The organism is Kosakonia oryzendophytica, assembly GCF_027886705.1.
GTDB classification, from domain to species: Bacteria; Pseudomonadota; Gammaproteobacteria; order Enterobacterales; family Enterobacteriaceae; genus Kosakonia; species Kosakonia oryzendophytica.
This window is the reverse complement of sequence record NZ_CP115659.1, coordinates 1804902-1829782: the sequence shown is the minus strand read 5'-3', so window position 1 is coordinate 1829782 and position 24881 is coordinate 1804902. Positions and strand designations below refer to the sequence as shown.

Annotated in this window: 23 protein-coding genes and 1 other annotated feature; of the genes, 11 read left to right on the top strand and 12 right to left on the bottom strand. The window is 49.3% G+C overall.

What is annotated here, in order from left to right:
* Window positions 1-65 precede the first annotated feature (65 nt).
* Window positions 66-1226, bottom strand: a complete 1161-nt coding sequence (dacD, locus tag O9K67_RS08795) for a serine-type D-Ala-D-Ala carboxypeptidase DacD (protein WP_061494145.1) — start codon at window positions 1224-1226, stop codon at window positions 66-68.
* Window positions 1227-1436: 210 nt separating this feature from the next.
* Here dacD and sbcB point away from each other — a divergent pair, with 210 nt between their 5' ends.
* Window positions 1437-2861: an exodeoxyribonuclease I gene (gene sbcB, locus O9K67_RS08790; RefSeq protein WP_061494143.1), complete on the top strand. Its 1425-nt coding sequence runs from the start codon at window positions 1437-1439 to the stop codon at window positions 2859-2861.
* A gap of 76 nt (window positions 2862-2937) precedes the next feature.
* Here the strand turns inward: sbcB and O9K67_RS08785 are convergent, their stop codons facing one another.
* Together O9K67_RS08785 and O9K67_RS08780 are read right to left on the bottom strand one after the other, a co-directional pair.
* Window positions 2938-4299, bottom strand: coding sequence for an APC family permease (locus O9K67_RS08785; RefSeq protein WP_061494141.1), 1362 nt, complete (start codon window positions 4297-4299; stop codon window positions 2938-2940).
* Between the two features lie 327 nt (window positions 4300-4626).
* Entirely contained in the window at window positions 4627-5460 is an 834-nt protein-coding gene (locus tag O9K67_RS08780; RefSeq protein ID WP_061494140.1) for an SDR family oxidoreductase, read from the bottom strand.
* 172 nt (window positions 5461-5632) lie between these two features.
* On the opposite strand from O9K67_RS08780, the gene hisL reads away from it, so the two are divergent.
* From hisL to O9K67_RS08730, 10 genes are all read left to right on the top strand, one after another.
* Window positions 5633-5683, top strand: a complete 51-nt coding sequence (gene hisL, locus O9K67_RS08775) for a his operon leader peptide (protein ID WP_001364200.1) — start codon at window positions 5633-5635, stop codon at window positions 5681-5683.
* Window positions 5659-5781, top strand: a sequence feature (His leader region). It overlaps the preceding gene by 25 nt.
* A gap of 34 nt (window positions 5782-5815) precedes the next feature.
* Window positions 5816-6715 carry an ATP phosphoribosyltransferase gene (gene hisG / locus O9K67_RS08770; protein WP_061499860.1) on the top strand — a complete coding sequence of 300 codons (900 nt, stop codon included), beginning with the start codon at window positions 5816-5818 and terminating at the stop codon, window positions 6713-6715.
* A 4-nt stretch (window positions 6716-6719) separates the two neighbouring features.
* Entirely contained in the window at window positions 6720-8024 is a 1305-nt protein-coding gene (gene hisD, locus O9K67_RS08765; RefSeq protein WP_061494138.1) for a histidinol dehydrogenase, read from the top strand.
* The gene (gene hisC, locus O9K67_RS08760; RefSeq protein ID WP_061494136.1) at window positions 8021-9082 is read left to right on the top strand and encodes a histidinol-phosphate transaminase; all 1062 of its coding nucleotides are present in this window, start codon (window positions 8021-8023) and stop codon (window positions 9080-9082) included. Before hisD ends, hisC begins: the two co-directional genes overlap by 4 nt.
* Window positions 9079-10146 (top strand): bifunctional histidinol-phosphatase/imidazoleglycerol-phosphate dehydratase HisB, encoded by a 1068-nt coding sequence (gene hisB, locus O9K67_RS08755; protein ID WP_061494134.1) that lies wholly within the window; start codon window positions 9079-9081, stop codon window positions 10144-10146. The genes hisC and hisB overlap by 4 nt, the downstream gene beginning before the upstream one ends.
* Complete coding sequence (gene hisH / locus O9K67_RS08750; protein WP_061494132.1) at window positions 10146-10736, top strand: imidazole glycerol phosphate synthase subunit HisH; 591 nt, start codon at window positions 10146-10148, stop codon at window positions 10734-10736. The genes hisB and hisH overlap by 1 nt, the downstream gene beginning before the upstream one ends.
* Window positions 10736-11473, top strand: a complete 738-nt coding sequence (hisA, locus tag O9K67_RS08745; RefSeq protein ID WP_061494130.1) for a 1-(5-phosphoribosyl)-5-[(5-phosphoribosylamino)methylideneamino]imidazole-4-carboxamide isomerase — start codon at window positions 10736-10738, stop codon at window positions 11471-11473. The genes hisH and hisA overlap by 1 nt, the downstream gene beginning before the upstream one ends.
* Complete coding sequence (gene hisF, locus O9K67_RS08740) at window positions 11455-12231, top strand: imidazole glycerol phosphate synthase subunit HisF (RefSeq protein WP_061494125.1); 777 nt, start codon at window positions 11455-11457, stop codon at window positions 12229-12231. The genes hisA and hisF overlap by 19 nt, the downstream gene beginning before the upstream one ends.
* The gene (gene hisIE / locus O9K67_RS08735) at window positions 12225-12836 is read left to right on the top strand and encodes a bifunctional phosphoribosyl-AMP cyclohydrolase/phosphoribosyl-ATP diphosphatase HisIE (RefSeq protein ID WP_061494123.1); all 612 of its coding nucleotides are present in this window, start codon (window positions 12225-12227) and stop codon (window positions 12834-12836) included. Before hisF ends, hisIE begins: the two co-directional genes overlap by 7 nt.
* Before the next feature lie 134 nt (window positions 12837-12970).
* The gene (locus O9K67_RS08730; protein ID WP_061494121.1) at window positions 12971-13975 is read left to right on the top strand and encodes an NAD-dependent epimerase; all 1005 of its coding nucleotides are present in this window, start codon (window positions 12971-12973) and stop codon (window positions 13973-13975) included.
* A 32-nt stretch (window positions 13976-14007) separates the two neighbouring features.
* On the opposite strand, the gene ugd is transcribed toward O9K67_RS08730, so the two are convergent.
* From ugd to O9K67_RS08685, 9 genes are all read right to left on the bottom strand, one after another.
* Window positions 14008-15174: a UDP-glucose 6-dehydrogenase gene (gene ugd / locus O9K67_RS08725; protein ID WP_061494118.1), complete on the bottom strand. Its 1167-nt coding sequence runs from the start codon at window positions 15172-15174 to the stop codon at window positions 14008-14010.
* 264 nt (window positions 15175-15438) lie between these two features.
* Entirely contained in the window at window positions 15439-16845 is a 1407-nt protein-coding gene (gene gndA / locus O9K67_RS08720; protein WP_061494116.1) for an NADP-dependent phosphogluconate dehydrogenase, read from the bottom strand.
* Between the two features lie 217 nt (window positions 16846-17062).
* A complete protein-coding gene (locus O9K67_RS08715) occupies window positions 17063-17971 on the bottom strand; it encodes a class I SAM-dependent methyltransferase (protein WP_167352619.1) in 909 nt (302 codons plus the stop codon).
* The gene (locus tag O9K67_RS08710; RefSeq protein WP_061494112.1) at window positions 17955-19406 is read right to left on the bottom strand and encodes a rhamnosyltransferase WsaF family glycosyltransferase; all 1452 of its coding nucleotides are present in this window, start codon (window positions 19404-19406) and stop codon (window positions 17955-17957) included. The genes O9K67_RS08715 and O9K67_RS08710 overlap by 17 nt, the downstream gene beginning before the upstream one ends.
* A complete protein-coding gene (locus O9K67_RS08705; protein ID WP_061494110.1) occupies window positions 19396-21048 on the bottom strand; it encodes a tetratricopeptide repeat protein in 1653 nt (550 codons plus the stop codon). The genes O9K67_RS08710 and O9K67_RS08705 overlap by 11 nt, the downstream gene beginning before the upstream one ends.
* The gene (locus tag O9K67_RS08700; protein WP_061494108.1) at window positions 21045-22073 is read right to left on the bottom strand and encodes a rhamnan synthesis F family protein; all 1029 of its coding nucleotides are present in this window, start codon (window positions 22071-22073) and stop codon (window positions 21045-21047) included. Before O9K67_RS08700 ends, O9K67_RS08705 begins: the two co-directional genes overlap by 4 nt.
* A gap of 1 nt (window position 22074) precedes the next feature.
* A complete protein-coding gene (locus O9K67_RS08695; RefSeq protein ID WP_061494106.1) occupies window positions 22075-23370 on the bottom strand; it encodes a hypothetical protein in 1296 nt (431 codons plus the stop codon).
* Between the two features lie 19 nt (window positions 23371-23389).
* Window positions 23390-24115, bottom strand: coding sequence for an ABC transporter ATP-binding protein (locus O9K67_RS08690; RefSeq protein ID WP_061494104.1), 726 nt, complete (start codon window positions 24113-24115; stop codon window positions 23390-23392).
* Window positions 24112-24852, bottom strand: a complete 741-nt coding sequence (locus tag O9K67_RS08685; RefSeq protein ID WP_061494102.1) for an ABC transporter permease — start codon at window positions 24850-24852, stop codon at window positions 24112-24114. The genes O9K67_RS08690 and O9K67_RS08685 overlap by 4 nt, the downstream gene beginning before the upstream one ends.
* Window positions 24853-24881 lie beyond the last annotated feature (29 nt).

Sequence of the window (24881 nt, the reverse complement as noted above, 5' to 3'; positions counted from 1 at the left end):
GCGCCATGCAGGCCAGCGTAATTATGCGAGCCGACTCGCACCCTTGCGATCCGGCCACCACGACGTCAGGATTTATGGTGCAGGTAATCGCTTAAACGGGAGAACCAGCCGCCTTTGCCGACGCTATCCAGCGTCACCAACGGCCAGTGGGCCACCACCTGGTCCCGGTCGTAAAGCTGGATCTCCCCTACCCGCTGGTGTGCTGCCAGCGGAGCATCCAGCTCTTTCTTGTCCAGCACGTATTTGGCTTTGATGTTTGCCAGTTCCGCTTTTGGCAACACCATCCAGAAATCCTGATCGGTGCCAACATCCACCTGCTCTTTATCGCCGTACCAGACCCGTTCGCTACCCACTTTCTTGCCATTACGTAGTACTTCGACAGTGTCGAAATTTTGCTGGCCCCAGTGCAGCAGCTTGCGCGCCTGATCTTCACGCCCTTTCGGGCTATCGGCACCCATGATCACCGCAATTAAACGGCGCTCGCCATCAGTGCTGGAAGCAATCAGATTAAACCCCGCCCCGGAGGTATGCCCGGTCTTCAGACCATCAACATTCAGCGTTTTATCCCACAACAGACCATTGCGGTTTTGCTGCGTGATGCCATTCCAGGTCAGACTTTTTTCACTGTACATATGATAAAAATCTGGCTCACCGTGAATGATGGCGCGCGAGAGCACCGCCAGATCGTAGGCCGAACTGTGCTGGCCTGGGGCATCCAATCCATGTACGGTTTCAAAGTGGGTGTCGCGCAGGTTCAGCTTCTGTACGTACTCATTCATCATGGTCACGAACTGCGACTGACCGCCCGCAACATGATCCGCCAGCGCCACACAAGCATCGTTGCCGGAATCCACAATCAGACCACGGCTCAGGTCGCGCACCGTCAGGCGGTCACCGGGTTTCAGGAACATCAAGGAGGATCCGTCAAACACCGGGTTGCCTTTTGCCCAAGCATCATGGCCTACGGTGACAACATCGTCAGCGCTGATGCGGTGGCTATCAATCGCGCGATCCACCACGTAACCGGTCATCAATTTGGTCAAACTCGCCGGGTTACGCTGCTGATGTTCATTGCCCGCCGTTAAGATTTGCCCGGTGGTGTAGTCCATCAATACCCAGGAACCGGCCTGAATCGCCGGAGGCTGCGGGGCAAAAGGTAAGTCGTCGGCCAGGGCGCTGTTTACACAGAGCGCCAGCAAAGAAGCAGCAAACAAACGGCGTTTCAATGAAATATCCTCATAAGCATCTAAAATCGCCGTTCTTTTTACGGAACTTCGTGTGTCGTTACCTGTTTAAATTGCAATAAAATGTGACACACATCTGATATAACCCCCTGTTTTTGCGAAGCTGCACGGAATCCACGCGGGTTTTTCTTCGGCACACTGCGCGGGATGGTTTACCATAGACGGCATATTTACTGACAGGATGAGCTTCTGGTGTCTGATTCCACCGCAACACCCACTTTTCTCTTTCACGACTACGAAACGTTCGGCACCAGCCCGGCGCTGGATCGCCCGGCGCAGTTCGCCGCCATCCGCACCGATGCGGATTTCAACATTATCGGCGAGCCGGAGGTGTTCTATTGTAAACCCGCCGACGACTATCTGCCGCAGCCGGAAGCGGTACTAATAACCGGTATCACTCCGCAGATAGCCCGCGCCAGAGGCGACAATGAAGCCGCTTTTGCCAAACGCATTCATGACCTGTTTACCGTGCCGAAAACCTGCGTGCTCGGTTACAACAATGTGCGCTTTGACGATGAGGTCACGCGCAATATCTTCTATCGCAACTTCTACGATCCCTATGCATGGAGCTGGCAGAACAACAACTCGCGTTGGGACTTGCTGGATGCGATGCGCGCCTGTTACGCGCTGCGCCCGGACGGCATTGTCTGGCCGGAAAATGAGGATGGCCTGCCGAGCTTTCGCCTTGAACACCTGACCAAAGCCAACGGCATCGAACACAGCAACGCGCATGATGCGATGGCCGACGTCTATGCCACCATTGCCATGGCGCAGTTGGTCAAAGCGAAACAGCCGAAGTTATTTGATTATCTGTTCAGCCACCGCAACAAGCAGAAGCTGGCGGCGCTGATTGATGTGCCGCAAATGAAGCCGCTGGTGCACGTCTCTGGCATGTTTGGCGCGTGGCGCGGCAATACCAGTTGGGTTGCGCCGCTGGCCTGGCACCCGGAAAACCGGAATGCGGTGATTATGGTCGACCTGGCGGGCGATATGTCGCCGTTACTGACGCTGGATGCCGATGCGCTGCGCGAGCGGCTCTACACCCCGAAAGCCGACCTGGGCGATAACGCCGCCGTGCCGGTGAAACTGGTGCATCTGAACAAGTGCCCGGTCCTGGCACAGGCCAATACATTGCGCCCTCAGGATGCGGAACGGCTGGGCATCAACCGCCAGCAGTGCCTCGATAATCTACAACACCTGCGCGATAACCCGCAGGTGCGGGAAAAAGTGGTGGCGATTTTCGCCGAGGCCGAGCCTTTCACGCCCTCAGAGAATGTTGATGCGCAGATCTACAACGGCTTTTTCAGCGACGCCGATCGCGCGGCAATGAAAATTCTGCTGGAAACCGAGCCGCGCAATTTGCCCGCTCTGGATATCACCTTTGCCGACAGCCGTATTGAGAAGTTGCTGTTTAACTACCGTGCACGTAATTTCCCTGGTACGCTGGATGAAAACGAGCAGCAGCGCTGGCTTCAGCACCGTCGCAATGTCTTTACCCCTGAGTACCTTCAACAGTACGCCGACCAGCTACAAGCACTGTTCCAGCAGCACGATGGCGACAGCGAAAAACAGGCGCTGCTGAAAGCGCTATGGCAGTATGCCGAAGAGATCGTGTGAGACGCGTTCCCTGACTGACAGGCATAAAAAAACCGGAGGCATGACCTCCGGTTTTTTATGTGCTGCAGCGTAAACGTTACTGCACGATATCTTCGTACTGCGGCACCGGATTACGGAAGCTGCGGGTTACGCAAGCCAGATAAACCAGCCCGATCCCACCCCAGATAAGGCCAAGGATCATCGAGCTCTGCTCCAGGTTCACCCACAGCGCCCCAACGGTCAGCGCGCCGCAGACCGGCAGCACCAGGTAGTTGAAGTGCTCTTTCAGCGTTTTGTTGCGTTTTTCGCGGATCCAGAACTGGGAGATCACCGACAGGTTAACGAAGGTGAACGCCACCAGTGCACCGAAGTTAATCAGCGCCGTTGCAGTGACCAGGTCGAAACGGATCGCCAGCAGCGCGATAGCGCCAACCAGCAGCACGTTCCACGCCGGTGTGCGCCATTTCGGATGCACATAGCCGAAGAAACGGGTCGGGAAAACACCATCACGGCCCATCACATACATCAGACGGGAAACGCCCGCATGCGCCGCCATACCGGATGCCAGTACGGTCACGCTGGAGAAAATCAGCACGCCCCACTGGAAGGTTTTACCGGCAACGTACAACATGATTTCCGGCTGGGATGCGTCCGGATTTTTAAAACGGGAGATATCCGGGAAGTAGAGTTGCAGGAAGTAAGACGCTGCGATAAAGACCACCCCACCGAGCAGTGCAGTCAGGAAGATGGCGCGTGGGATCACGCGTTCTGCATCTTTCGTCTCTTCAGAAAGAGAGGAGATGCCATCGAAGCCCAGGAACGAGAAGCACAGAATCGTCGCGCCGGTGATCATCGGCACAACATGTGCACCCTCAGACCAGAATGGGCGTGAGCTTACCAGCGTACCCGAACCTTCACCGTGCGACACGCCGTAGATAATCAGGCCAACGATCACCGCAACAATCCCCATCTGCAAAATCACGATCAGGGTGTTGAAGTTTGCGACGGTCTTGATGCTGCGCAGGTTGGAGATGGTCATAAAGGCCACCAGCGCAACCACGAACAGCCACGACGGAACGGAAGGTACCAGCGCTTCGAAGTAAATTTTGGCCAGCAGGATGTTGATCATCGGCATGAACAGATAGTCTAGCAGCGATGACCAGCCCACCATAAAGCCCACTGCCGGGGAGATAGATTTCTGCGCATAGGTATACGCGGAGCCCGCCGACGGGAAGCGGCGCACCAGCTTACCGTAGCTCAACGCAGTAAAGAGGATAGCGATAAGCGCAAACGCATACGCGGTCGCCACGTGGCCATCGGTCAGGCCAGAGACGATACCAAACGTATCGAACAGCGTCATCGGCTGCATATAGGCCAGGCCCATCATTACAACCGGAATCAGCGTAAGGGTCTTACGTAATTCCACGCGAGAGGTTTTTGGAGTAACGTTATGCGTCATGGCTTTCCCCCTGTACGGCGAGAGCCGGCGCAAAAGCAGATAATTGCCCCATTTTCGTTCTTTCCTCAGCGACAACGACTGTCGGTTTTTAAATGTGTATCTATCCGGTACGAAGCCCGGCCTCTTTTATTGAATGACGTTTTGCCTGCAAAAAAATAACCGACGTGTTTGGCGTCGGTTAATCTCTTCATTTTTGCAGCGACATATTTTGCACCAGATTGGAGCGTGATGACAATACGGTGAGACGTAACTCACTCATTTATCATCGCTAACCGTATGATTTGTAGACTATCGCTGAATGATTCGCCACAACAATAGCATTATTTGTTAAAAAATTGATTCCAGCGGCATCTGCAACGGATCCGGATAGAGGTACTCAAACCCCAGTTCATGACAGATACGGCTGCCATCCACCAGTTTACCTTTCTCCTTACTGTGGGAAGCGGTAAATTGCGGCGGCGTCACGCCAAGCTGACGCGCCATTGCCGGATAGAACGTCGCGCGTGTCGGGTGCTCCGGGGCGCAGAGATTATAAATATGGCCGCCTTTTGGCGATTGCAGCAGCAGTGTAATCGCCGCAATGACATCTTCCAGATGCACCAGGTTAACGCCGTGATCACCGTCCGGTGCGGTTTTCCCGGCAAAAAAGCGGCCAGGATGCCGGGCCGGGCCAACCAGCCCCGCCAGCCGAAGAATATCCACCGACGTGCCAGGCAGATTATGCAGCCAGTCTTCCAGCTCTTTCAGCGTGCGTCCGCTGGCAGTGACCGGATTGCGCGGCGAGTTCTCTTTCACCACACCGGAAACATCGCCATACACAGAGGTGGAACTGGTGAAAATAATCCGCGGAATGCGGTACGCCAGCGCACTGTCTACAATCTCCTGCATTGCCTGCAGGTAGAACTCCTCGCCAGGCCCGCTACGACGCGCGGGTAACGTGATGACCAGCGCATCCACACTCATCAGCGCATCGAGGTCATCTGGTTCGCAGACCAGATCGGGAGTGAGATTCAGCACATAGCTTTCGATCCCGCACATGCGGGCCGCTTCCACGCCATCCTGGCGAGTTTTACTGCCAGTGACTCGCCAACCGCGCGCCGTTAATGACAACGCTAACGGCATACCCAGCCACCCCAGACCAATAATCGCGACCTTTTTCATGTGCCCCCCTGTTCTCTTGCTTCCACCTTTCAAGGCTACGCCAGCCAGGGATAACTGACAATTCATAGAGCGTATATGAAATGATTTAAAGATAAAAAAAGGCCTTGCCTTTGCCGACCAAAGTGGTTTAGGTTAAACGACAACATATGAATAAGCATTCATCGAGAATTTTATGACACGCGTTCAATTTAAACACCACCACCATCACCATCATCCTGACTAGTCTTTCAGGCGATGTGTGCTGGAAGACATTCAGATCTTCCAGTGGTGCATGAACGCAGAGAAAGCCCCCGGAAGATCTTCTTCTGGGGGCTTTTTTTTGAACCAAATTCAGCAGGATAAAGAGGACAACAGAATGTTAGATAACTCGCGTTTACGCATAGCTATTCAGAAATCCGGTCGCCTGAGTGAAGACTCACGCGAATTGCTGGCCCGCTGCGGCATCAAGATCAATCTGCATACACAACGATTGATCGCCCTGGCCGAAAACATGCCGATTGATATTCTGCGCGTACGCGATGACGACATCCCGGGTCTGGTGATGGACGGCGTTGTTGATCTGGGGATCATTGGCGAAAACGTACTGGAAGAGGAACTGCTGAACCGCCGTGCGCAAGGCGAAGACCCTCGCTACTTCACGCTGCGTCGTCTTGATTTTGGTGGCTGCCGCCTGTCGCTGGCTACCCCCGCTGATGAAAGTTGGAGCGGCCCGGCGGCGCTGGACGGCAAACGCATCGCCACCTCTTACCCGCACCTGCTGAAACGCTATCTGGATCAGAAAGGCGTCTCCTTTAAATCCTGTCTGCTGAATGGCTCCGTCGAAGTGGCCCCGCGCGCGGGTCTGGCCGACGCGATTTGCGATCTGGTTTCCACTGGCGCCACGCTTGAAGCCAACGGCCTGCGCGAAGTGGAAGTGATTTACCGTTCCAAAGCCTGCCTGATCCAGCGTGATGGCGAAATGATGAATGCCAAACAACAACTGATCGACAAACTGCTGACCCGCATCCAGGGCGTGATTCAGGCGCGCGAATCTAAATACATCATGATGCATGCACCGAGTGAACGTCTGGAAGAGGTGATCGCCCTGCTGCCAGGCGCTGAACGCCCGACGATTCTGCCGCTGGCGGGCGATCAGCAGCGTGTGGCGATGCACATGGTGAGCAGCGAAACCCTGTTCTGGGAAACCATGGAAAAACTGAAAGCGTTGGGCGCAAGCTCCATTCTGGTGCTGCCGATTGAGAAGATGATGGAGTAACGCCATGAGCTTCAATACCGTAATCGACTGGAACAGCAGTAGCGAAGAGCAGCAGCGCGCCTTATTAATGCGCCCGGCGATCTCCGCGTCTGACAGCATTACCCGCACGGTGGTGGAGATCCTCGACACCGTTAAAGCACGCGGCGATGATGCGCTGCGTGAATACAGCGCAAAATTCGACAAAACGCAGGTTGACGCGTTGAAAGTCACCGATGATGAGATCCGTGCCGCCAGCGCTCGCCTGGGCGACGATATCAAACAGGCCATGGCCGTGGCCGTGAAAAATATCGACACCTTCCACAATGCGCAAAAACTGCAAACGGTGGATGTGGAAACCCTGCCCGGCGTGCGTTGCCAGCAGGTCACTCGTCCGATTGCGTCGGTTGGTCTTTATATTCCTGGCGGTTCCGCCCCGCTGTTTTCGACAGTATTGATGCTCGCGACCCCGGCACGTATTGCCGGTTGCCAGAAAGTGGTGCTCTGCTCACCACCGCCGATTGCCGACGAAATTCTCTATGCTGCGCAGCTCTGCGGTGTGCAGGAGATCTTTAAAGTGGGCGGCGCGCAGGCGATTGCGGCGCTGGCCTTTGGTACCGACTCCGTCCCCAAAGTCGATAAAATCTTTGGACCGGGCAACGCCTACGTTACCGAAGCGAAGCGCCAGGTCAGTCAGCGTCTGGATGGCGCGGCCATTGATATGCCCGCCGGCCCTTCGGAAGTTCTGGTGATTGCCGATAGCGGTGCAACACCGGATTTTGTCGCCTCCGATTTACTGTCGCAAGCCGAACACGGCCCGGACTCACAGGTGATCCTGTTGACGCCGGACAGCACAATGGCGACCCGCGTGGCGCAAGCCGTTGAGCGTCAGCTGGCCGATCTGCCGCGCGCGGAAACGGCGCGCCAGGCGCTGTCCGCCAGCCGTCTGATTGTGGCGCGAGATCTGGCTCAGTGCGTCGCTATCTCGAATCAGTACGGTCCGGAGCACCTGATTATTCAAACCCGCGACGCCCGTTCACTTGTAGAGAGCATCACCAGCGCCGGTTCCGTGTTCCTGGGAGACTGGTCACCAGAATCCGCCGGCGATTACGCGTCCGGCACCAACCATGTGTTGCCGACCTATGGTTACACCGCCACCTGCTCCAGCCTGGGTCTGGCGGATTTCCAGAAGCGCATGACGGTCCAGGAGCTTTCCCGTGAGGGTTTTGCCGCGTTGGCAAGCACCATTGAAACGCTGGCGGCGGCCGAACGCCTGACCGCTCACAAAAACGCCGTCACCCTGCGCGTCAATGCGCTGAAGGAGCAAGCATGAGCATCGAAGAACTGGCGCGCAAAAATGTGCGTGAACTGACGCCGTACCAGTCGGCCCGCCGTCTTGGTGGTAAAGGCGACGTCTGGCTGAATGCGAACGAATTCCCGACGGCTGTCGCGTTCGACCTCACACAGCAATCCCTGAACCGTTACCCGGAGTGCCAGCCGAAAGCGGTAATTGAAAACTATGCGCAGTACGCGGGCGTAAAACCGGAACAAGTACTGGTCAGCCGTGGTGCGGATGAGGGTATCGAATTGCTGATCCGCGCTTTCTGCGAGCCGGGTAAAGATGCCGTGCTGTTTTGTCCGCCGACCTACGGTATGTACAGCGTCAGCGCCGAAACCTTTGGCGTTGAATATCGCACCGTGCAGACGCTGGAAAACTGGCAGTTGGATCTGCAGGGTATTGCCGACAAGCTGGACAACGTGAAAGTGGTCTATGTTTGCAGCCCGAATAACCCCACCGGGCAGATTATCAACCCACAAGACCTGCGCGTACTGCTGGAAATGACCCGCGGTAAAGCGATTGTGGTAGCGGACGAAGCCTATATTGAGTTCTGCCCTCAGGCAACGCTGGCAGGCTGGTTGAGCGAATATCCGCACCTCGTTGTTTTGCGTACGCTGTCGAAAGCTTTTGCGCTGGCGGGCCTGCGCTGCGGCTTTACGCTGGCTAACGAAGAGGTGATCAACCTGCTGCTGAAAGTGATCGCACCGTATCCGCTGTCAACGCCTGTCGCAGACATCGCGGCGCAAGCGCTGAGCCCGCAGGGCATTGTGGCAATGCGTGAACGCGTAGCGCAGATCCTTACTGAGCGTCAGTATCTGGTCACCGCGTTAAAAGAGATTCCGTGCGTGGAACAGGTGTTTGATTCCGAAACCAACTACATCCTGGTGCGTTTTACTGCGTCCAGCGCCGTGTTTAAATCTTTGTGGGATCAAGGCATTATCCTGAGAGACCAGAACAAACAACCTTCTTTAAGCGGCTGCCTGCGCATCACCATCGGCACCCGTGCAGAGAGCCAGCGCGTCATTGACGCTTTACGTGCGGAGCAAGTATGAGCCAGAAGTACCTGTTTATTGACCGTGACGGAACATTGATTTCCGAGCCACCAACCGATTACCAGGTGGATAAATTCGACAAGCTGGCGTTTGAGCCCGGGGTGATCCCGGTGCTGCTGAAGCTGCAAAAAGCGGGTTATAAGTTGGTGATGATCACCAATCAGGATGGTCTGGGCACCAGCAGTTTCCCACAGGCAGATTTCGATGGCCCGCACAATCTGATGATGCAGGTCTTCACTTCTCAGGGCGTCGAATTTGAAGAGGTCCTGATTTGCCCCCACTTCCCTGGCGACGCGTGCGATTGCCGAAAACCAAAAGTGAAGCTGGTGGAGCGTTGGTTGGCGGAAGGGGTGCTCGATGCGGCCAACAGTTATGTGATTGGCGATCGTGCAACGGATATTGAGCTGGCGAATAATATGTCCATTTCCGGCCTGCGTTATCACCGCGACACGCTGAACTGGGCGATGATTGGCGAGCAACTCACCCGTCGCGACCGCTATGCGCACGTGAAGCGTCACACCAAAGAGACGCAAATTGATGTCAAAGTGTGGCTGGATCGCGAAGGCGGCAGCAAAATTCACACTGGCGTCGGCTTCTTCGATCATATGCTGGACCAGATCGCCACGCATGGTGGCTTCCGTATGGAGATTACCGTCAAAGGGGATCTCTATATTGACGATCACCACACCGTGGAAGACACCGGCCTGGCGCTGGGTGAGGCGCTGAAACTGGCGCTCGGCGATAAGCGCGGCATTAACCGCTTCGGCTTCGTGCTGCCGATGGATGAGTGCCTGGCCCGTTGTGCGCTGGATATCTCCGGCCGTCCACACCTGGAGTATAAAGCCGAGTTTACCTATCAACGTGTGGGCGATCTGAGCACCGAGATGGTTGAGCACTTTTTCCGCTCGCTCTCTTACACCATGGCCGTAACGTTGCACCTGAAAACCAAAGGCAAGAACGACCACCACCGGGTGGAAAGTCTGTTTAAAGCGTTCGGTCGCACGCTGCGTCAGGCCATCCGTGTGGAAGGCGACACCCTTCCCTCCTCGAAAGGAGTGCTGTGATGAATGTGGTGATCCTCGATACCGGCTGCGCCAATCTCAACTCCGTCAAATCCGCTATTGCCCGTCACGGCTATGAACCGCAAGTGAGTCGTGATCCGGACGTGGTTTTGCGCGCCGATAAACTCTTTCTGCCAGGCGTGGGTACCGCACAAGCAGCGATGGATCAGTTACGCGAGCGTGAGCTGATTGAACTGGTTAAGGCCTGCACCCAGCCGGTGCTCGGCATCTGCCTTGGCATGCAGTTACTCGGGCGTTTTAGCGAAGAGAACCACGGCGTCCCGCTGTTGGGCATCATCGATCATGATGTACCCAAAATGAAGGATGTCGGTCTGCCGCTTCCCCATATGGGCTGGAATCAGGTCTACCCGAAAGCGGGTAACCGCCTGTTTCAGGGCATTGAGGACGGCGCGTATTTCTATTTTGTGCACAGCTATGCCATGCCGGTTAACGCCAATACCATCGCACGTTGTGATTATGGTGAACCCTTTACTGCGGCAGTGCAGAAAGAGAATTTCTATGGCGTACAGTTCCACCCGGAACGCTCGGGCCGTGCAGGCGCGCAACTGCTGAAAAATTTCCTGGAGATGTGATGATTATTCCCGCACTAGATTTAATTGATGGCACCGTGGTGCGTCTCCATCAGGGGGATTACGCGCAGCAACGGGACTATGGTAATGATCCGCTGCCGCGCTTGCAGGATTATGCGGCCCAGGGCGCGGAAGTGCTGCACCTGGTGGACTTAACCGGCGCCAAAGATCCGGCGCGCCGGCAGATCCCTTTGCTGAAAACGCTGGTGGCCGGCGTGAATGTTCCTGTCCAGGTTGGCGGCGGCGTACGCACCGAAGAAGACGTAGCAGCCTTGCTGGATGCGGGTGTTGCCCGCGTAGTGATCGGTTCAACGGCAGTAAAATCGCCTGATGTGGTCAAAGGCTGGTTTACCCGTTTTGGCGCTGACAAGCTGGTGCTGGCGTTGGATGTGCGCATTGACGAACAGGGAACCAAACAGGTAGCCGTGAGCGGCTGGCAAGAGAACTCCGGCGTCACACTGGAGACATTGGTGGAAACCTACCTTGCGGTCGGTCTGAAACACGTGTTGTGCACTGATATCTCACGCGACGGTACCTTAGCTGGCTCCAATGTCTCGCTGTATGAGGAAATTTGCGCGCGCTGGCCGCAGGTGGCGTTTCAGTCTTCCGGCGGTATCGGCGGTATCAATGATATTGCCGCTCTGCGCGGTACGGGCGTGCGCGGCGTCATTGTCGGGCGGGCGCTGCTGGAAGGTAAATTCACGGTGAAGGAGGCCATTCAATGCTGGCAAAACGGATAATCCCTTGTCTTGACGTGCGCGATGGCCAGGTGGTGAAAGGCGTGCAGTTCCGCAATCACGAAATCATTGGCGATATCGTCCCACTGGCGAAGCGTTACGCTGAAGAAGGCGCGGATGAACTGGTGTTTTACGATATTACGGCCTCCAGCGACGGTCGTGTAGTGGATAAAAGCTGGGTGTCGCGGGTCGCTGAGGTGATTGATATTCCCTTCTGCGTAGCCGGGGGCATTAAATCTGCGGATGATGCAGCGAAAATCCTCTCTTTTGGCGCAGATAAGATTTCCATTAATTCCCCTGCACTGGCGGATCCGACGCTGATTACCCGACTGGCAGATCGCTTTGGCGTGCAGTGTATTGTGGTGGGTATCGACACCTGGTTTGACACAGCAACCGGTAAATACCACGTTAACCAGTATACCGGTGATGAAAGCCGTACCCGGGTCACGCAGTGGGAGACCCTGGACTGGGTACAGGAAGTGCAAAAACGCGGCGCCGGGGAAATCGTGTTAAATATGATGAATCAGGATGGCGTGCGGAACGGTTACGACCTTGAGCAACTGAAGAAAGTGCGTGCGGTGTGCCATGTTCCGCTGATTGCGTCCGGCGGTGCCGGTACGATGGAGCACTTCCTGCAAGCCTTCCGGGATGCGGATGTCGACGGCGCGCTGGCCGCATCGGTCTTCCACAAACAAATTATCAACATTGGCGAATTAAAAACGTACCTGGCAGACCAGGGCGTGGAGATAAGGGTATGTTAACAGAGCAACAACTGGCCCAACTGGACTGGGAAAAAACCGACGGACTGCTGCCCGCCGTGGTGCAGCATGCGGTTTCTGGTGAAGTCCTGATGCTGGGATACATGAATCAGGACGCGCTGGCAAAAACGCTGGAGAGCGGCAAGGTCACCTTTTTCTCCCGCACCAAAGGCCGCCTGTGGACCAAGGGCGAAACCTCCGGGCATTTCCTCAATGTGGTCAGTATCGCGCCGGACTGCGACAACGATACCCTGCTGGTGCTGGTCAACCCAATCGGCCCGACCTGCCATACCGGTACGTCGAGTTGCTTTGGTGATAACAGCCATCAGTGGTTGTTCCTGTATCAACTGGAAACGCTGTTAGCCGCGCGGAAAACTGCCGATCCGGCCAGTTCTTACACGGCAAAATTGTATGCCAGCGGCACTAAGCGTATCGCACAGAAAGTGGGGGAAGAAGGCGTAGAAACCGCGCTGGCCGCTACGGTGAATGACCGCGAAGAGCTCGTTAATGAGGCTTCAGATCTGATGTATCACCTGTTGGTATTGCTGCAAGACCAGCAACTTGATTTGACAACAGTGATTGAAAACCTGCGTAAGCGGCATAAGTAAAGTACCCGGGGAGCCACCACGCGCTCCCCTTATTTATCAGAGATAAAGCAGTTACCATTCTTTCCCACAGCAGGTATCATCCCCCCACAGTTTTACGCATCACACGTTATGCATACCAAACATTGAGGTTGAAGATGAAATTTCTGGTTACCGGCGCGGCCGGCTTTATCGGCTTTCACGTCTGCGGGCGTCTTCTGCAAGCGGGCCATCAGGTCGTAGGGATTGATAACCTTAATGATTACTACGACGTCAGCCTGAAGCAGGCGCGCCTGGATTTGCTCCAGTCTCCTGCGTTCAGCTTTCACAAAATCGATCTCGCCGACCGCGAAGCAATGAGCCACCTGTTCGCCAGTAAGAAATTCGATCGCGTCATCCATTTAGCCGCACAAGCGGGCGTACGGTATTCCCTTGAAAATCCACATGTTTATGCTGATTCAAACCTGATCGGTCATCTCAACGTGCTGGAAGGTTGTCGCCACAATAACGTGCAGCATTTACTGTACGCTTCTTCCAGCTCTGTTTATGGTCTGAACCGTAAGATGCCGTTCTCCACCGATGATTCCGTGGATCATCCGGTGTCGCTGTATGCGGCCACCAAAAAAGCCAACGAGCTGATGTCGCACACTTACTCTCATCTGTATGGTTTACCGACCACCGGGCTGCGTTTCTTTACCGTTTACGGCCCGTGGGGGCGCCCGGATATGGCGCTGTTTAAGTTCACCAAAGCGATGCTGGAAGGTAAAAGCATTGACGTGTACAACTACGGGAAGATGAAGCGTGACTTCACCTACGTGGATGACATTGTTGAGGCCATTATCCGTATGCAGGATGTGATCCCACAGGCAAACCCAGAGTGGACCGTAGAAAGCGGTTCTCCGGCTACAAGCTCCGCGCCTTATCATGTCTATAACATCGGCAACAGCTCGCCGGTGGAATTGATGGATTACATTACCGCGCTGGAAGAGGCATTAGGCATTGAAGCACAGAAAAATATGATGCCGATTCAGCCTGGCGATGTGCTGGAAACCAGCGCCGATACACAGCCGCTGTATGAGACAATTGGCTTTAAGCCGCAGACTACGGTCAAAGAAGGCGTGAAGAAATTCGTCGAATGGTATAAAGCCTATTACAACGCGTAACAGAAAAACGGCCCTGACGGGCCGCTTTCGTATCAGTCATTACCAAACAAATCGCGGGTATAGACTTTCTCTTCCACATCCGCCAGCTCTTTCGCCATGCGGTTTGAGATAATCACATCAGATTCTTGCTTGAATGCTTCCAGATCGCGCACGACGCGGGAGTGGAAGAATTCATCTTCTTTCATCATCGGCTCATAAATGATGACCTGCACGCCTTTTGCTTTAATACGCTTCATGATCCCCTGAATCGAAGAAGCGCGGAAGTTATCGGAGCCGCTCTTCATAATCAGACGATACACACCCACGACTTTTGGTTTGCGGGCAAGAATTGAGTCAGCAATAAAGTCTTTGCGTGTACGGTTTGCATCCACTATGGCCGAGATGATGTTGTTCGGCACAGACTGATAGTTTGCCAGCAACTGCTTGGTGTCTTTCGGCAGACAGTAGCCACCGTAACCGAAGGAAGGGTTGTTGTAGTGGTTACCAATACGCGGGTCCAGGCAAACGCCTTCAATAATCTGGCGGCTGTTCAGCCCCAGGCTTTCGGCATAGCTGTCCAGTTCATTAAAGTAGGCAACACGCATCGCCAGATAGGTGTTCGCGAACAATTTAATGGCTTCTGCTTCGGTGGAGTCGGTAAACAGTACCTGAATATCTTTCTTGATAGCCCCTTCCTGCAGTAGGGAAGCGAACCGCTCCGCACGTTCAGAACGTTCGCCAATCACAATACGAGACGGATAGAGGTTGTCATAAAGCGCTTTGCCTTCACGCAGGAACTCCGGCGAGAAGATGACGTTATCAATGCCCAACTTCTCTTTAATAGATTCGGTAAAACCGACCGGAATGGTGGACTTGATGATCATGACCGCTTGCGGGTTGATTTCATGCACATCGCGGATCACCGCTTCCACTGAACTAGTGTTGAAATAGTTGGTTTTCGGATCGTAATCCGTCGGTGTAGCAATAATCACAAAATCCGCGCCGCGGTAGGCATCATGCTTGTCCGTCGTTGCACGGAAATTCAGCGGCTTATTCTGCAAATACTCCTGGATTTCCTTATCAACGATGGGAGAAATCTTCTTGTTCAGCATATCGACTTTGTCCTTCACGATATCCAGCGCCACGACCTCATGGTGCTGCGCGATCAGGATCCCGTTCGATAGACCAACATAACCTGTTCCGGAGATTGTTATTTTCATTCGATAAGCAACTTTTGTGAGTGTATGAACCGGAGGTGGCGACTCCGCCGCCACCGCTTAATATCAATAACTGTTGGGGTTTTTACCTCTTCTGTTGAGGGACTGTCAAGGCGTCAAACGGCGTACAATAGCGGCGTTTATGCGCGGTTTAGCAGGTAACAGACAGTAAAATGAAGAGGACTTCCCGTAATAACGGCGATTCAGCGGAAAAAAAAGCCCGGTTGCAGTAACCGGGCTTGCTTTTAGAGACGACTGATTATCAGATTAATCCAGCCATTCGGTATGGAACACGCCGTCTTTGTCGATGCGTTTGTAAGTATGCGCGCCAAAGTAATCACGCTGCGCCTGAATCAGGTTGGCAGGCAGCACCGCAGAGCGGTAGCTGTCGTAGTAAGCGACGGCAGCAGAGAAAGTCGGAACCGGAATACCATTCTGGACCGCATAAGCAACAACATCACGCAGTGCTTGCTGGTAGTCATCCGCAATTTGCTTGAAGTACGGTGCCAGCAACAGGTTAGCAATGGCCGGCGTTTCCGCATAGGCATCGGTGATCTTCTGCAGGAATTGTGCACGGATAATGCAACCCGCACGGAAAATCTTCGCGATTTCGCCGTAGTTGAGATCCCATTTGTGCTCATCCGAAGCCGCACGCAACTGAGAGAAGCCCTGCGCATAAGAGACGATTTTACCGAGGTACAGTGCGCGACGGACTTTCTCGATGAATTCAGCTTTGTCACCAGCCGGTTTAGCCTGCGGACCGGACAACACTTTTGATGCCGCAACACGCTGATCTTTCAGCGAGGAGATATAGCGAGCGAATACGGACTCGGTGATCAGCGACAGCGGTTCACCCAGATCCAGCGAGCTCTGGCTGGTCCATTTACCGGTGCCTTTATTTGCCGCTTCATCCAGAATCACATCAACCAGGTATTTACCTTCTTCATCTTTTTTAGTGAAGATATCTTTGGTGATGTCGATCAGGTAGCTGCTCAGCTCGCCAGCGTTCCACTCACTGAACGTTTTCGCCAGCTCTTCATTGGAGAGGTTCAGACCGCCTTTCAGCAGGGCATACGCTTCTGCGATAAGCTGCATATCACCGTATTCAATGCCGTTGTGCACCATTTTGACATAGTGACCCGCACCGTCCGGACCGATATAGGTCACGCATGGCTCGCCATCTTCGGCAACCGCAGCGATTTTCGTCAGGATCGGTGCAACCAGCTCGTAAGCATCTTTCTGGCCGCCAGGCATGATAGACGGGCCCTTCAGGGCACCTTCTTCACCACCGGACACACCGGTGCCAATAAAGTTGAAGCCTTCCGCAGAGAGTTCGCGGTTACGACGAATGGTGTCCTGGAAGAAAGTGTTGCCGCCATCGATAATGATGTCGCCTTTTGCCAGATAAGGTTTCAGGGACTCGATAGCTTTGTCGGTGCCCTCACCCGCTTTCACCATCAGCAGAATGCGACGCGGGGTTTCCAGGGATTCAACAAATTCTTTAACGGTGTAGTAAGGAACCAGCTTTTTACCGGGGTTTTCGGCAATCACTTCTTCGGTTTTTTCGCGGGAGCGGTTGAAAACGGAAACGGTATAGCCACGGCTTTCGATGTTAAGCGCCAGGTTGCGCCCCATCACGGCCATACCAACAACGCCGATTTGTTGCTTGGACATTACATACTCCTGTCAGGTGTGGGCCCCACACTGGATAAAATATCCTAAAGGGTGTTTCAAATATCATACCCTTTAAGTGATTAAATGAGGTAGTTCAAAGTGGAGAAAAAAGACTAAAGTACACTAAACGCTAAAAAAAACAGAAAGACATAATTAGATAAACAATTAAACAATATGTATTAAAAGCGCAAATTTTAAACGGAAATGCATAATTCAATCATCTCCCAAGAATTTTTTTAATCCCGCGTTTGATTATGCTATCACTTCCGTGAAGACTTGCACTTCTGTGAGCAGACAAGTGATTGATAAAATGATGATTTATTGTGTCTGCAATTTGGCGACCAACCTCACCTGTCAGATGGTTAACATATGCAGCGTGTTTATCAGCTTCATTTTTCCACCATTGTTCTTTTGCCTTATGGATAAACATATTACCTGACAGCTCATATATAGCCCTGACTTTATCAAGGAATATCTCATCCTCAGCAAGTTCGAGAAGCGCTTGCGGCTGTTTCGATCCAACAAGGAGAACCCCGAGGCCATTTGAATGGTTGAAGCTAAAAGAAGGATACAGGCCGCAAATCTCCTGCCAAAATTGTTTTGAGCCAAAACCCTCCGCAACTACGTTTGTATCATGAAAAAGAATAATACCATTATCTTTGGACACTTTCGGTAGCCACGTCTCATAGTCATGCTTGACTGCTTCATAATGATGGCAACCATCAATATGGAGTATATTGACCGAGTTTTCAGCAAATTCAGCCAGAGCATTATCAAAAAGTGATCGATAAAGTTTAGTATTTGGGAACGTAGATGAGAAAAAGTCTTTTACTTCAGAATAAACCTCCTCACCATAAATACCCGTAGTATCGTCCCCCCCCCATGAATCAACACCAGTAATCTCGCAACCAATATTCAAATCACGAGAAGCTTGTGAGAAAGTCGCAAGACTATCACCACGGAAAACACCCAGTTCGACTAAAACCTCAGGCCTGGTAAGCTCCATAAGCCAGGCAGCAAACAAAAGATGTCCGTGCCAATCAATAGCCTTACTCAAACGTGCCGGGGTGAAACGTAGGCTGTAGGCGGAAGGATAGAGGTCAGTATTATCATTCGGATGCTTCACTGGCATTACTCCTGTTGGTTTCCATAATTTTTGAATTAAAATCAGAAAAACTGAATTGGCTTTTCTGTTCATAGTTTGCCAAATTAAAATCGCGATTGCCTTTAGGCATTGTCAATGCAAACTCAATTTTATCGTTGAGTGATTCGCGAATTGGATCAAAGGGTACAAGGTTTGACGAAATTGCTTCGATATAATCTGCATCGCGAATACCGAAAGTATTTGTTATTGTAGGTATTCCTGACGCGGCCGTCTGATAAGCTATAACACCTGGATGGTCAGAATAAATTAGTGCAACGACTGCATCGCAAGCTGAAATTAAATCAAGATAATCCTTTTTAGCTAGTTTACTGAGTATAATCACATCAGTTCCGTTTATTTTTTGTGAGAACGAAGTCCCAACCGCCCCAACCAAATAAATTTCATAGCCACAATGCTGATGGCAAAAATCAATAACTGTACGCATTATGAGCTCAGGCATATTTCTGCTATTAAATGCTTCTGGGCGATAATAAAAAAAGATTTTTTTCGACCTTTCTTTTTTTGCATCAAAAGGTTCTATATGTGGAGCAGTTACATAGCAGTTTACGTCATCACTAAGCAATCCTTTCCGAGTGATCGAACTAGCAAGAATACCTGTTGAAAACACAATATTTTTAGACTGGTACAAAGAAGCCTGGCTTCGAACATACATTGAACCGTAAGGATAAAAACCTGACTCAAAATCCTGACAATAATAAACAACCCGCTCAAGATTACCGAAAACATCCTTCGCCTGGAAAAATGTTTCGGTGTCAAAACAATATATAAGTGTTGGTAATTCAATTAACTCCCCGATCTTATTAAAAGGAATAACCTCAATTCCCTTCCCATATTTGTCAAGTAGCCTTTCATTATAATCCGGATTACCTACGATCACCTTCACATGAGCAAAATCCGGGAAAATCAAGGACATGTCCGAAAAAAAAACAGTATAACCAGCAAAGAAAAGATCGTCAGTAAGGAACGGAATGAAAATAAGTAACGTTTTCTCCTTCGCATCAGGGAGAGAACGCAGATCAGGTCGATAGCGAGGTAATGGGAAGATATTTTTAGGCTCTGCAATTCCAGTTGCCAGAACCGGCCCCTCTAGTCTAAATTCATAAATCTTGCGTGAACTCCATACTCTCAATTCAAGTTTACCAAGAGTACAAAAATGAACATATCCGCAACATAAATTGCCGGTACTCACAGCATGAGCGATGTCTGCGTTATTGTTAAGATAAAACTTATCGTCGAAATCTATGCCTGATTCCAGCCCTTGAGACAATAAATAGACATTATCAACGAACCAATCATATGAATATTTATTGCAATAGTCAGATTCCGGGTAAGCTAACTGTATTGAATGACCATATTTTTTAAGCCAACGTTTCTTCTTTAATCGTTCAATCAACATTAAGCATCCTCGCTGCTTCATCTCTTAAATGGCCAGAAAGATTATACATTAAAACTTGTGCCTCGGATTTCTTACCGCATCGCACCAAGCAACGGATAAGAGTAAATGCAGCCGTTTGATCTGACGGTTGGATCACGTTGGCCTGGCGTAAAAATTTCAGCGCAAGTCGTGGAAATCCGAGGTCTAGCATTGTGCATCCAAGCCCATGATTCACTCCCAAATTACCAGGCAATGATTTGTAGCTTCGCCAAAACCAATACAATGCATATGTAAGTTTACGCTTTCTGAAATAGTCTTCAGCAATGCGCACTGATAGATGTGCTGATTTTTTAAAATATTGCTTTAGATGAATAACAGCATTCTCAATAGAAGCTGTATCGCCATTAAAAGTAAAGGAATCAAGCATTCTCTCAAGCACAAACAGACAATCATCGTCAGATAAATATTTGATGTTACCATTATTAGATAACATCCAATTATAGACCATGCTTAGGGTTTCATTATCACGTTGTCGAATATTCCAGCGTAGTGCATGAGTAAGTTTTTTTGCATCAGGAGCGTCTGACTTCAACATTCTCTGAATTAATTTGCTGCGCAGTAAAACAATATCAGAATATTCACGAGAATAGTTGTTTCTTATGTTGTCGATCTCATCCCGAAAGGGTAATTCGGGAACCCATTCTGCATTCATCTCATCATCATTTGACGTTGGGATGAATAAGGCAGTAGAGTTAATGAACGGGAGATCTTCAACTGTACATCTTTTCTCTGGGGTATATTTCTCTACTAGACTTCGCAGTCTTTCAAATTCTTCTCGATCACCAGTTTGGTATTTATAAAGGCCTTCATTTATTCCCCAAGATGGAGACCTGCTACATTTGATGATATCCGTTAAAAAAGCAAAGTTACGATCAAATGCCTCGAACCATTTAGAATAAAGCAGTGCCATTTCAGGGCTGAGATTTGACCAATCATAGTCAAACACATTGTTATTACATTTCATCATTTCGTTCGACTGAAAACGCAGATCAAGCTTTTGGATGAGCAACATCAGTTGCTGATCTGTCTTACAGGCTTCCAGCCAGAGAAAACACTCAGGGCCAATACCATTAAAAATATGGTCGGCAACATATTGCGTCCGCACTGAAAAATGCATAACCTTTCTTATTGCGGAGATTGAGCCTAGATATATCATATCTTTAGCCATGAATGGCAGACTCAGCGAAATGTGCTCAACCGCTAAACGTTCATCTTGTATAGCTTTGCGCACGGCTGTATCGCCAAGGTCTGCATTGATGAAAGCTTCAATGACATCTTTGCGTAACAAAAACTTGTCAGTACGACCTTTCAGCACGTAGGCGTCCGGTTCCAGCACACTCAAACCCGCTTCAAGTGTACGCCATTGCCTGAATATATTAGCCGGGCCGCCAACATCGATTCCTGCACTACCTACTATTTTTATATTTTTAGATGCAATCCAATTAAACAGTTGCAGGTTTTTATTAATGTCTTCATGCCATGTTGAAATAACAACATCGATATGCTCGTTAGCTTTTTCCCTTTGCTCCAGGATGCAATCTATTATCAAAACAAATTCTTCAAGGTCGCGGACTGCGCCATTAATTAAAATTGTTTTTTTCATTTGACTGTCTCTTCATCCTTAACAAAATTCTCGAGCGATTCGCAGCAACCACTATGTTTGGTCGCTAAATATCCGAAATATCGTTCTAGCGCGTGTACACAGCAACCATCTAATTGACCAGCCTCTTTTTCAATTTTATGCCGGTGCAAATTCATAGCTTTCACGAGTTTTAGGAAATTTCCAGTTCCAAGAAACATAGTTCCTGGAATAAATTTACTATGCGCTTGCATAGGGTCATCACCTAATAAATAAGAAAGCCAATGGATATTATTCTCCAGATGATCGCTAATTTCCAAAACAGACTCGCCGAATATTTTAGGACCATCATCCGGCATTAACGAGAAAATTTTATCAGTGATACCTTTATTACCGATAAGAAACTCAACATTTAGCTTAAACCAGCGACCTTTATCCCGTAGATGTTTTGACTTTTTCGTATGCAGTTTAACAAAATGGCTGTAGTTATTAAGCTCAATGAACTTTAAGCTCATCAGGAAGGGCATAACATCCCTACCATGATTTGGCGTAATAAAACCTAAAACTCGTTCAGTACTGAAGCGCTTCTTTGCTTCTTCGATGATTTCACAATGTGGCGATGTGATGACAATGTCATAATCGGTGAAATCTTTGAGTTTATCATAAATATATGCTGCTTCTTCATGATAAAACGCATGTATGAAGACAACTTTGCTATTTTTTGTATTCAACCTTAATTGGGTGGTGCATATAGTATCTTGTAAATCACCTGAGGTGCAGTTGACATCTTCAATCAAAAAGCGATATGAGTCATTTTCCTTCTTTAACCCCAGGAACAAATCGTCATTATATAAACCAGTTGGTTTATTGGAAACGACTAACTTACTAATTGCCCCCCTATTCAGATAATTATGAAATCTTCTGAAAATTTTAAAAAAAGCAAGAAGCAAGAGCCTCCAGGGGTGATTGATAATGAAATCGGTTTTACTTTTATATTCCTGAAATTGGATAGTAAGCCTTAATACCTCAAAATATCCTCTAAGTAACATATTACTTATCCCTCTTCCTCATGAAATATCTGGCATATATATCTGTCAAACGAGGACAATTATATTTTAAGAAATCAATCGTTTTCCGAGAGAGATGTTTATTCAAAATGCGATGTGTAAGTGAATGAGTGAAATTAACATTTTGTGTTTTCCGTAAAATTTCATTCTCACGTCGTAAAGCGGTGATCTGCTCGTGATATCGTCTGCTTGCTGTGTCATTGACATCTTTTACAAAGAAATGCTGCGTGGCGCCAGAAATCACCCATTTATTACTTTGCTCACATACAGCTTTCGGTGAGGGTAAGTCACTAAACTTGCGTGAGAAGCGTTGATAATCATCGAATACATCTTTAGGAACAGCGAACATATCATAATTATCATGATTGCTAATATCATCACGGATAGCTTTTATTTGTTCTTCAGTAAACATCGAGACAAGGGATGTTATAAAACTTTGGTTAACGATCACATCACTTGAATCATCGCCAATTAATTTATCGTGACCTGAATATGTGAAAGCATCTTTCATGCAGGAAACATCAGCTGTTGTCTCCAACGTGGGCCCCCAGCCGATCTTGAAATAACTATCAAGAACTATCCACCAACCTTGAACAGCTCGCGAAATACTTGTGTTTGAAACAACATCATTGATCTGTTCACTTCGGCGATCTGCAATCTCACTAATGTGCGGCAAATTCCAGTAAAAGTGTTGCTTAAAGAGTGCCTGTTCTCTGAAAGGATTGAAAAAGAAAGTTTGTTCGACCGCTAAACGGTTATATAGCAACTCCATTTCAGCAGACAAATTCACTAGCTTCTTAAGATCGTTAATATGGCCAAAGAATTGAGCATCACCGCATAGGAACGGATATAGAGTTTGCGCATACTCAACCAGAATGCGATTTTTCAACCCAACATTGGCAAAATCATTCGTTACAGGTGTCCCATGCTCGAATTCATGCAGCATAGAGGCATGATTATCAGCTAAGTCAACTCTAGTTTTTAATACAAACTGATCTTGGTTCTTTAAAGCGCTCAGTCCGTAGTAGAAAGCTAACATCTGATGTAGCTGATGTCCGCCTTTAAGCACTAAACGAGGCTCTTCGACTTCGATGATTCTGACATTCTTGCTTTCTAATTCTTTACGTAAGCCAGGATAGTTATCGAGCTCGTTAATCCAAGTCGAGTATATAATTTCGTCAACACGTCCCTGATCGCGCCAATCAAAATAATTCTTAAGTTTAGTAAGCAATTTTTCCTGGCTTCTTACTAAGCCACAAATCACAACAGAAACGGCCATGATGATTATTCCAAATTATTTATTCGTAACAACTTCTATAAAATTTGACGCCTTCTTCAAAGGGACCATCAAATAAAACTTGACCTTTATCTATCATAACCAGTCGGTTACAAACACCTAGCATCTGATCTGGAGCGTGAGTTGCAATGAAAGCTGTCGAAGATATATTAATAGTATCCATCAATTTCGCATTCGCTTTTTTCATGAAAAACTCATCACCGCCACCAAGCACTTCATCGAGCACTAATATGTCAGGCTTTTCGCTAATGGCGATAGCGAAAGCGAGTCGACTTTTAAAACCAGTGGATAAATGTTTATACTGCTTGTAACGATCGTCGCTCAATTCACAGAAATCAAGAATAGACTCAGCAAGTATCGGAATGTCATTTTTCTTGACGTTTTTTATTATTAACGACAGATTGATATTCTCAGCCACACTCAACTCTTCCTCGAGCCCAATCCCAGCGGCCAGAACAACAGTTGGTTTTTTTTCTGTCCAGACGGTCCCACAACTAACGGGATAGATGCCTGAAAGTACTTTGAGAAAGGTCGTCTTACCATTCCCATTTCGTCCTACTACACATATTTTATCACCTTCATTAGCAACAAAATGTGGTATAGAGAGAATCTTTCTTTTTTTCCGATTCACATCTCTGAAGTTAAGAATCAGACTTTTCAGCGATTGCGGGCGCTCAGCTTCCGGTACTAATAATTCAACATTTTTAAATTCAACTGTTTTTTTCATAAGTTAATTACCGTTTTTTTCCCGACCGCATTTGATAGCATAAAACCAAGTGAAACAGTAATCACAGCCAATACAGTGGGTATAGCAACCAACTTCAGAGAAACCGGATCACCCATAAAAAGAGACTGAGACAAGAGGATAAAATACGTAAAAGGATTGAAGCTTATTATTGACGCAGCTAAACCTGTCATCGCTGATTTTGCATATGCGATTGGAGTGAGCCAAAAAGCAATCTGCAGGAAAATCCCCATAAGATAAGGGAGATCACGCAATACCGGAGTCAAAGTAGCCAAAATCATTCCAAGCCCGAACAAAAATATAAGGAGAATAATCATTAAGACCGGAACTAATAGTAGATTAAACACGGGGACGTGGTGAAAAATAGCCAGAGCAATAGCAATAAAGTAAAAAGGAATCAAAATGATGACTTCGGATAATATATCTGACATAACTAAAAGATTATGAGAGATATTATTATTTTGCAGAAGTGCCCTTCTTGAAATAAGGCTCTGACAACTCCTCAAAAGTGCACTTTGAATCACTATCCAGCAATTCAATCCACTAATTAACCAAAGCAATATATTTTCAATATTACTTTTAAAAACGTGAGTCATGATAAAGTACAATATAGCCATTTGTGACAATGGATTCATTAAACTCCATGTCCACCCGGCATATGTATTAAGAGACCTTTTCTGAATCTCAAATATTGCAAGTCGCAAGCTGCTATAAAACATTATTTCATACCTTAGTAAGCAATATCAAA

What these genes read in the sequence shown, in the direction of transcription:
- O9K67_RS08785 (WP_061494141.1), bottom strand. Translation starts at nt 4,299, where the DNA reads ATGACGCATAACGTTACTCCAAAAACCTCTCGCGTGGAATTACGTAAG.
- O9K67_RS08780 (WP_061494140.1), bottom strand. Translation starts at nt 5,460, where the DNA reads ATGAAAAAGGTCGCGATTATTGGTCTGGGGTGGCTGGGTATGCCGTTA.
- hisG (WP_061499860.1), top strand. Translation starts at nt 5,816, where the DNA reads ATGTTAGATAACTCGCGTTTACGCATAGCTATTCAGAAATCCGGTCGC.
- hisD (WP_061494138.1), top strand. Translation starts at nt 6,720, where the DNA reads ATGAGCTTCAATACCGTAATCGACTGGAACAGCAGTAGCGAAGAGCAG.
- hisC (WP_061494136.1), top strand. Translation starts at nt 8,021, where the DNA reads ATGAGCATCGAAGAACTGGCGCGCAAAAATGTGCGTGAACTGACGCCG.
- hisB (WP_061494134.1), top strand. Translation starts at nt 9,079, where the DNA reads ATGAGCCAGAAGTACCTGTTTATTGACCGTGACGGAACATTGATTTCC.
- hisH (WP_061494132.1), top strand. Translation starts at nt 10,146, where the DNA reads ATGAATGTGGTGATCCTCGATACCGGCTGCGCCAATCTCAACTCCGTC.
- hisA (WP_061494130.1), top strand. Translation starts at nt 10,736, where the DNA reads ATGATTATTCCCGCACTAGATTTAATTGATGGCACCGTGGTGCGTCTC.
- hisF (WP_061494125.1), top strand. Translation starts at nt 11,455, where the DNA reads ATGCTGGCAAAACGGATAATCCCTTGTCTTGACGTGCGCGATGGCCAG.
- hisIE (WP_061494123.1), top strand. Translation starts at nt 12,225, where the DNA reads ATGTTAACAGAGCAACAACTGGCCCAACTGGACTGGGAAAAAACCGAC.
- O9K67_RS08730 (WP_061494121.1), top strand. Translation starts at nt 12,971, where the DNA reads ATGAAATTTCTGGTTACCGGCGCGGCCGGCTTTATCGGCTTTCACGTC.
- ugd (WP_061494118.1), bottom strand. Translation starts at nt 15,174, where the DNA reads ATGAAAATAACAATCTCCGGAACAGGTTATGTTGGTCTATCGAACGGG.
- gndA (WP_061494116.1), bottom strand. Translation starts at nt 16,845, where the DNA reads ATGTCCAAGCAACAAATCGGCGTTGTTGGTATGGCCGTGATGGGGCGC.
- O9K67_RS08710 (WP_061494112.1), bottom strand. Translation starts at nt 19,406, where the DNA reads ATGTTGATTGAACGATTAAAGAAGAAACGTTGGCTTAAAAAATATGGT.
- O9K67_RS08705 (WP_061494110.1), bottom strand. Translation starts at nt 21,048, where the DNA reads ATGAAAAAAACAATTTTAATTAATGGCGCAGTCCGCGACCTTGAAGAA.
- O9K67_RS08700 (WP_061494108.1), bottom strand. Translation starts at nt 22,073, where the DNA reads ATGTTACTTAGAGGATATTTTGAGGTATTAAGGCTTACTATCCAATTT.
- O9K67_RS08695 (WP_061494106.1), bottom strand. Translation starts at nt 23,370, where the DNA reads ATGGCCGTTTCTGTTGTGATTTGTGGCTTAGTAAGAAGCCAGGAAAAA.
- O9K67_RS08690 (WP_061494104.1), bottom strand. Translation starts at nt 24,115, where the DNA reads ATGAAAAAAACAGTTGAATTTAAAAATGTTGAATTATTAGTACCGGAA.
- O9K67_RS08685 (WP_061494102.1), bottom strand. Translation starts at nt 24,852, where the DNA reads ATGTTTTATAGCAGCTTGCGACTTGCAATATTTGAGATTCAGAAAAGG.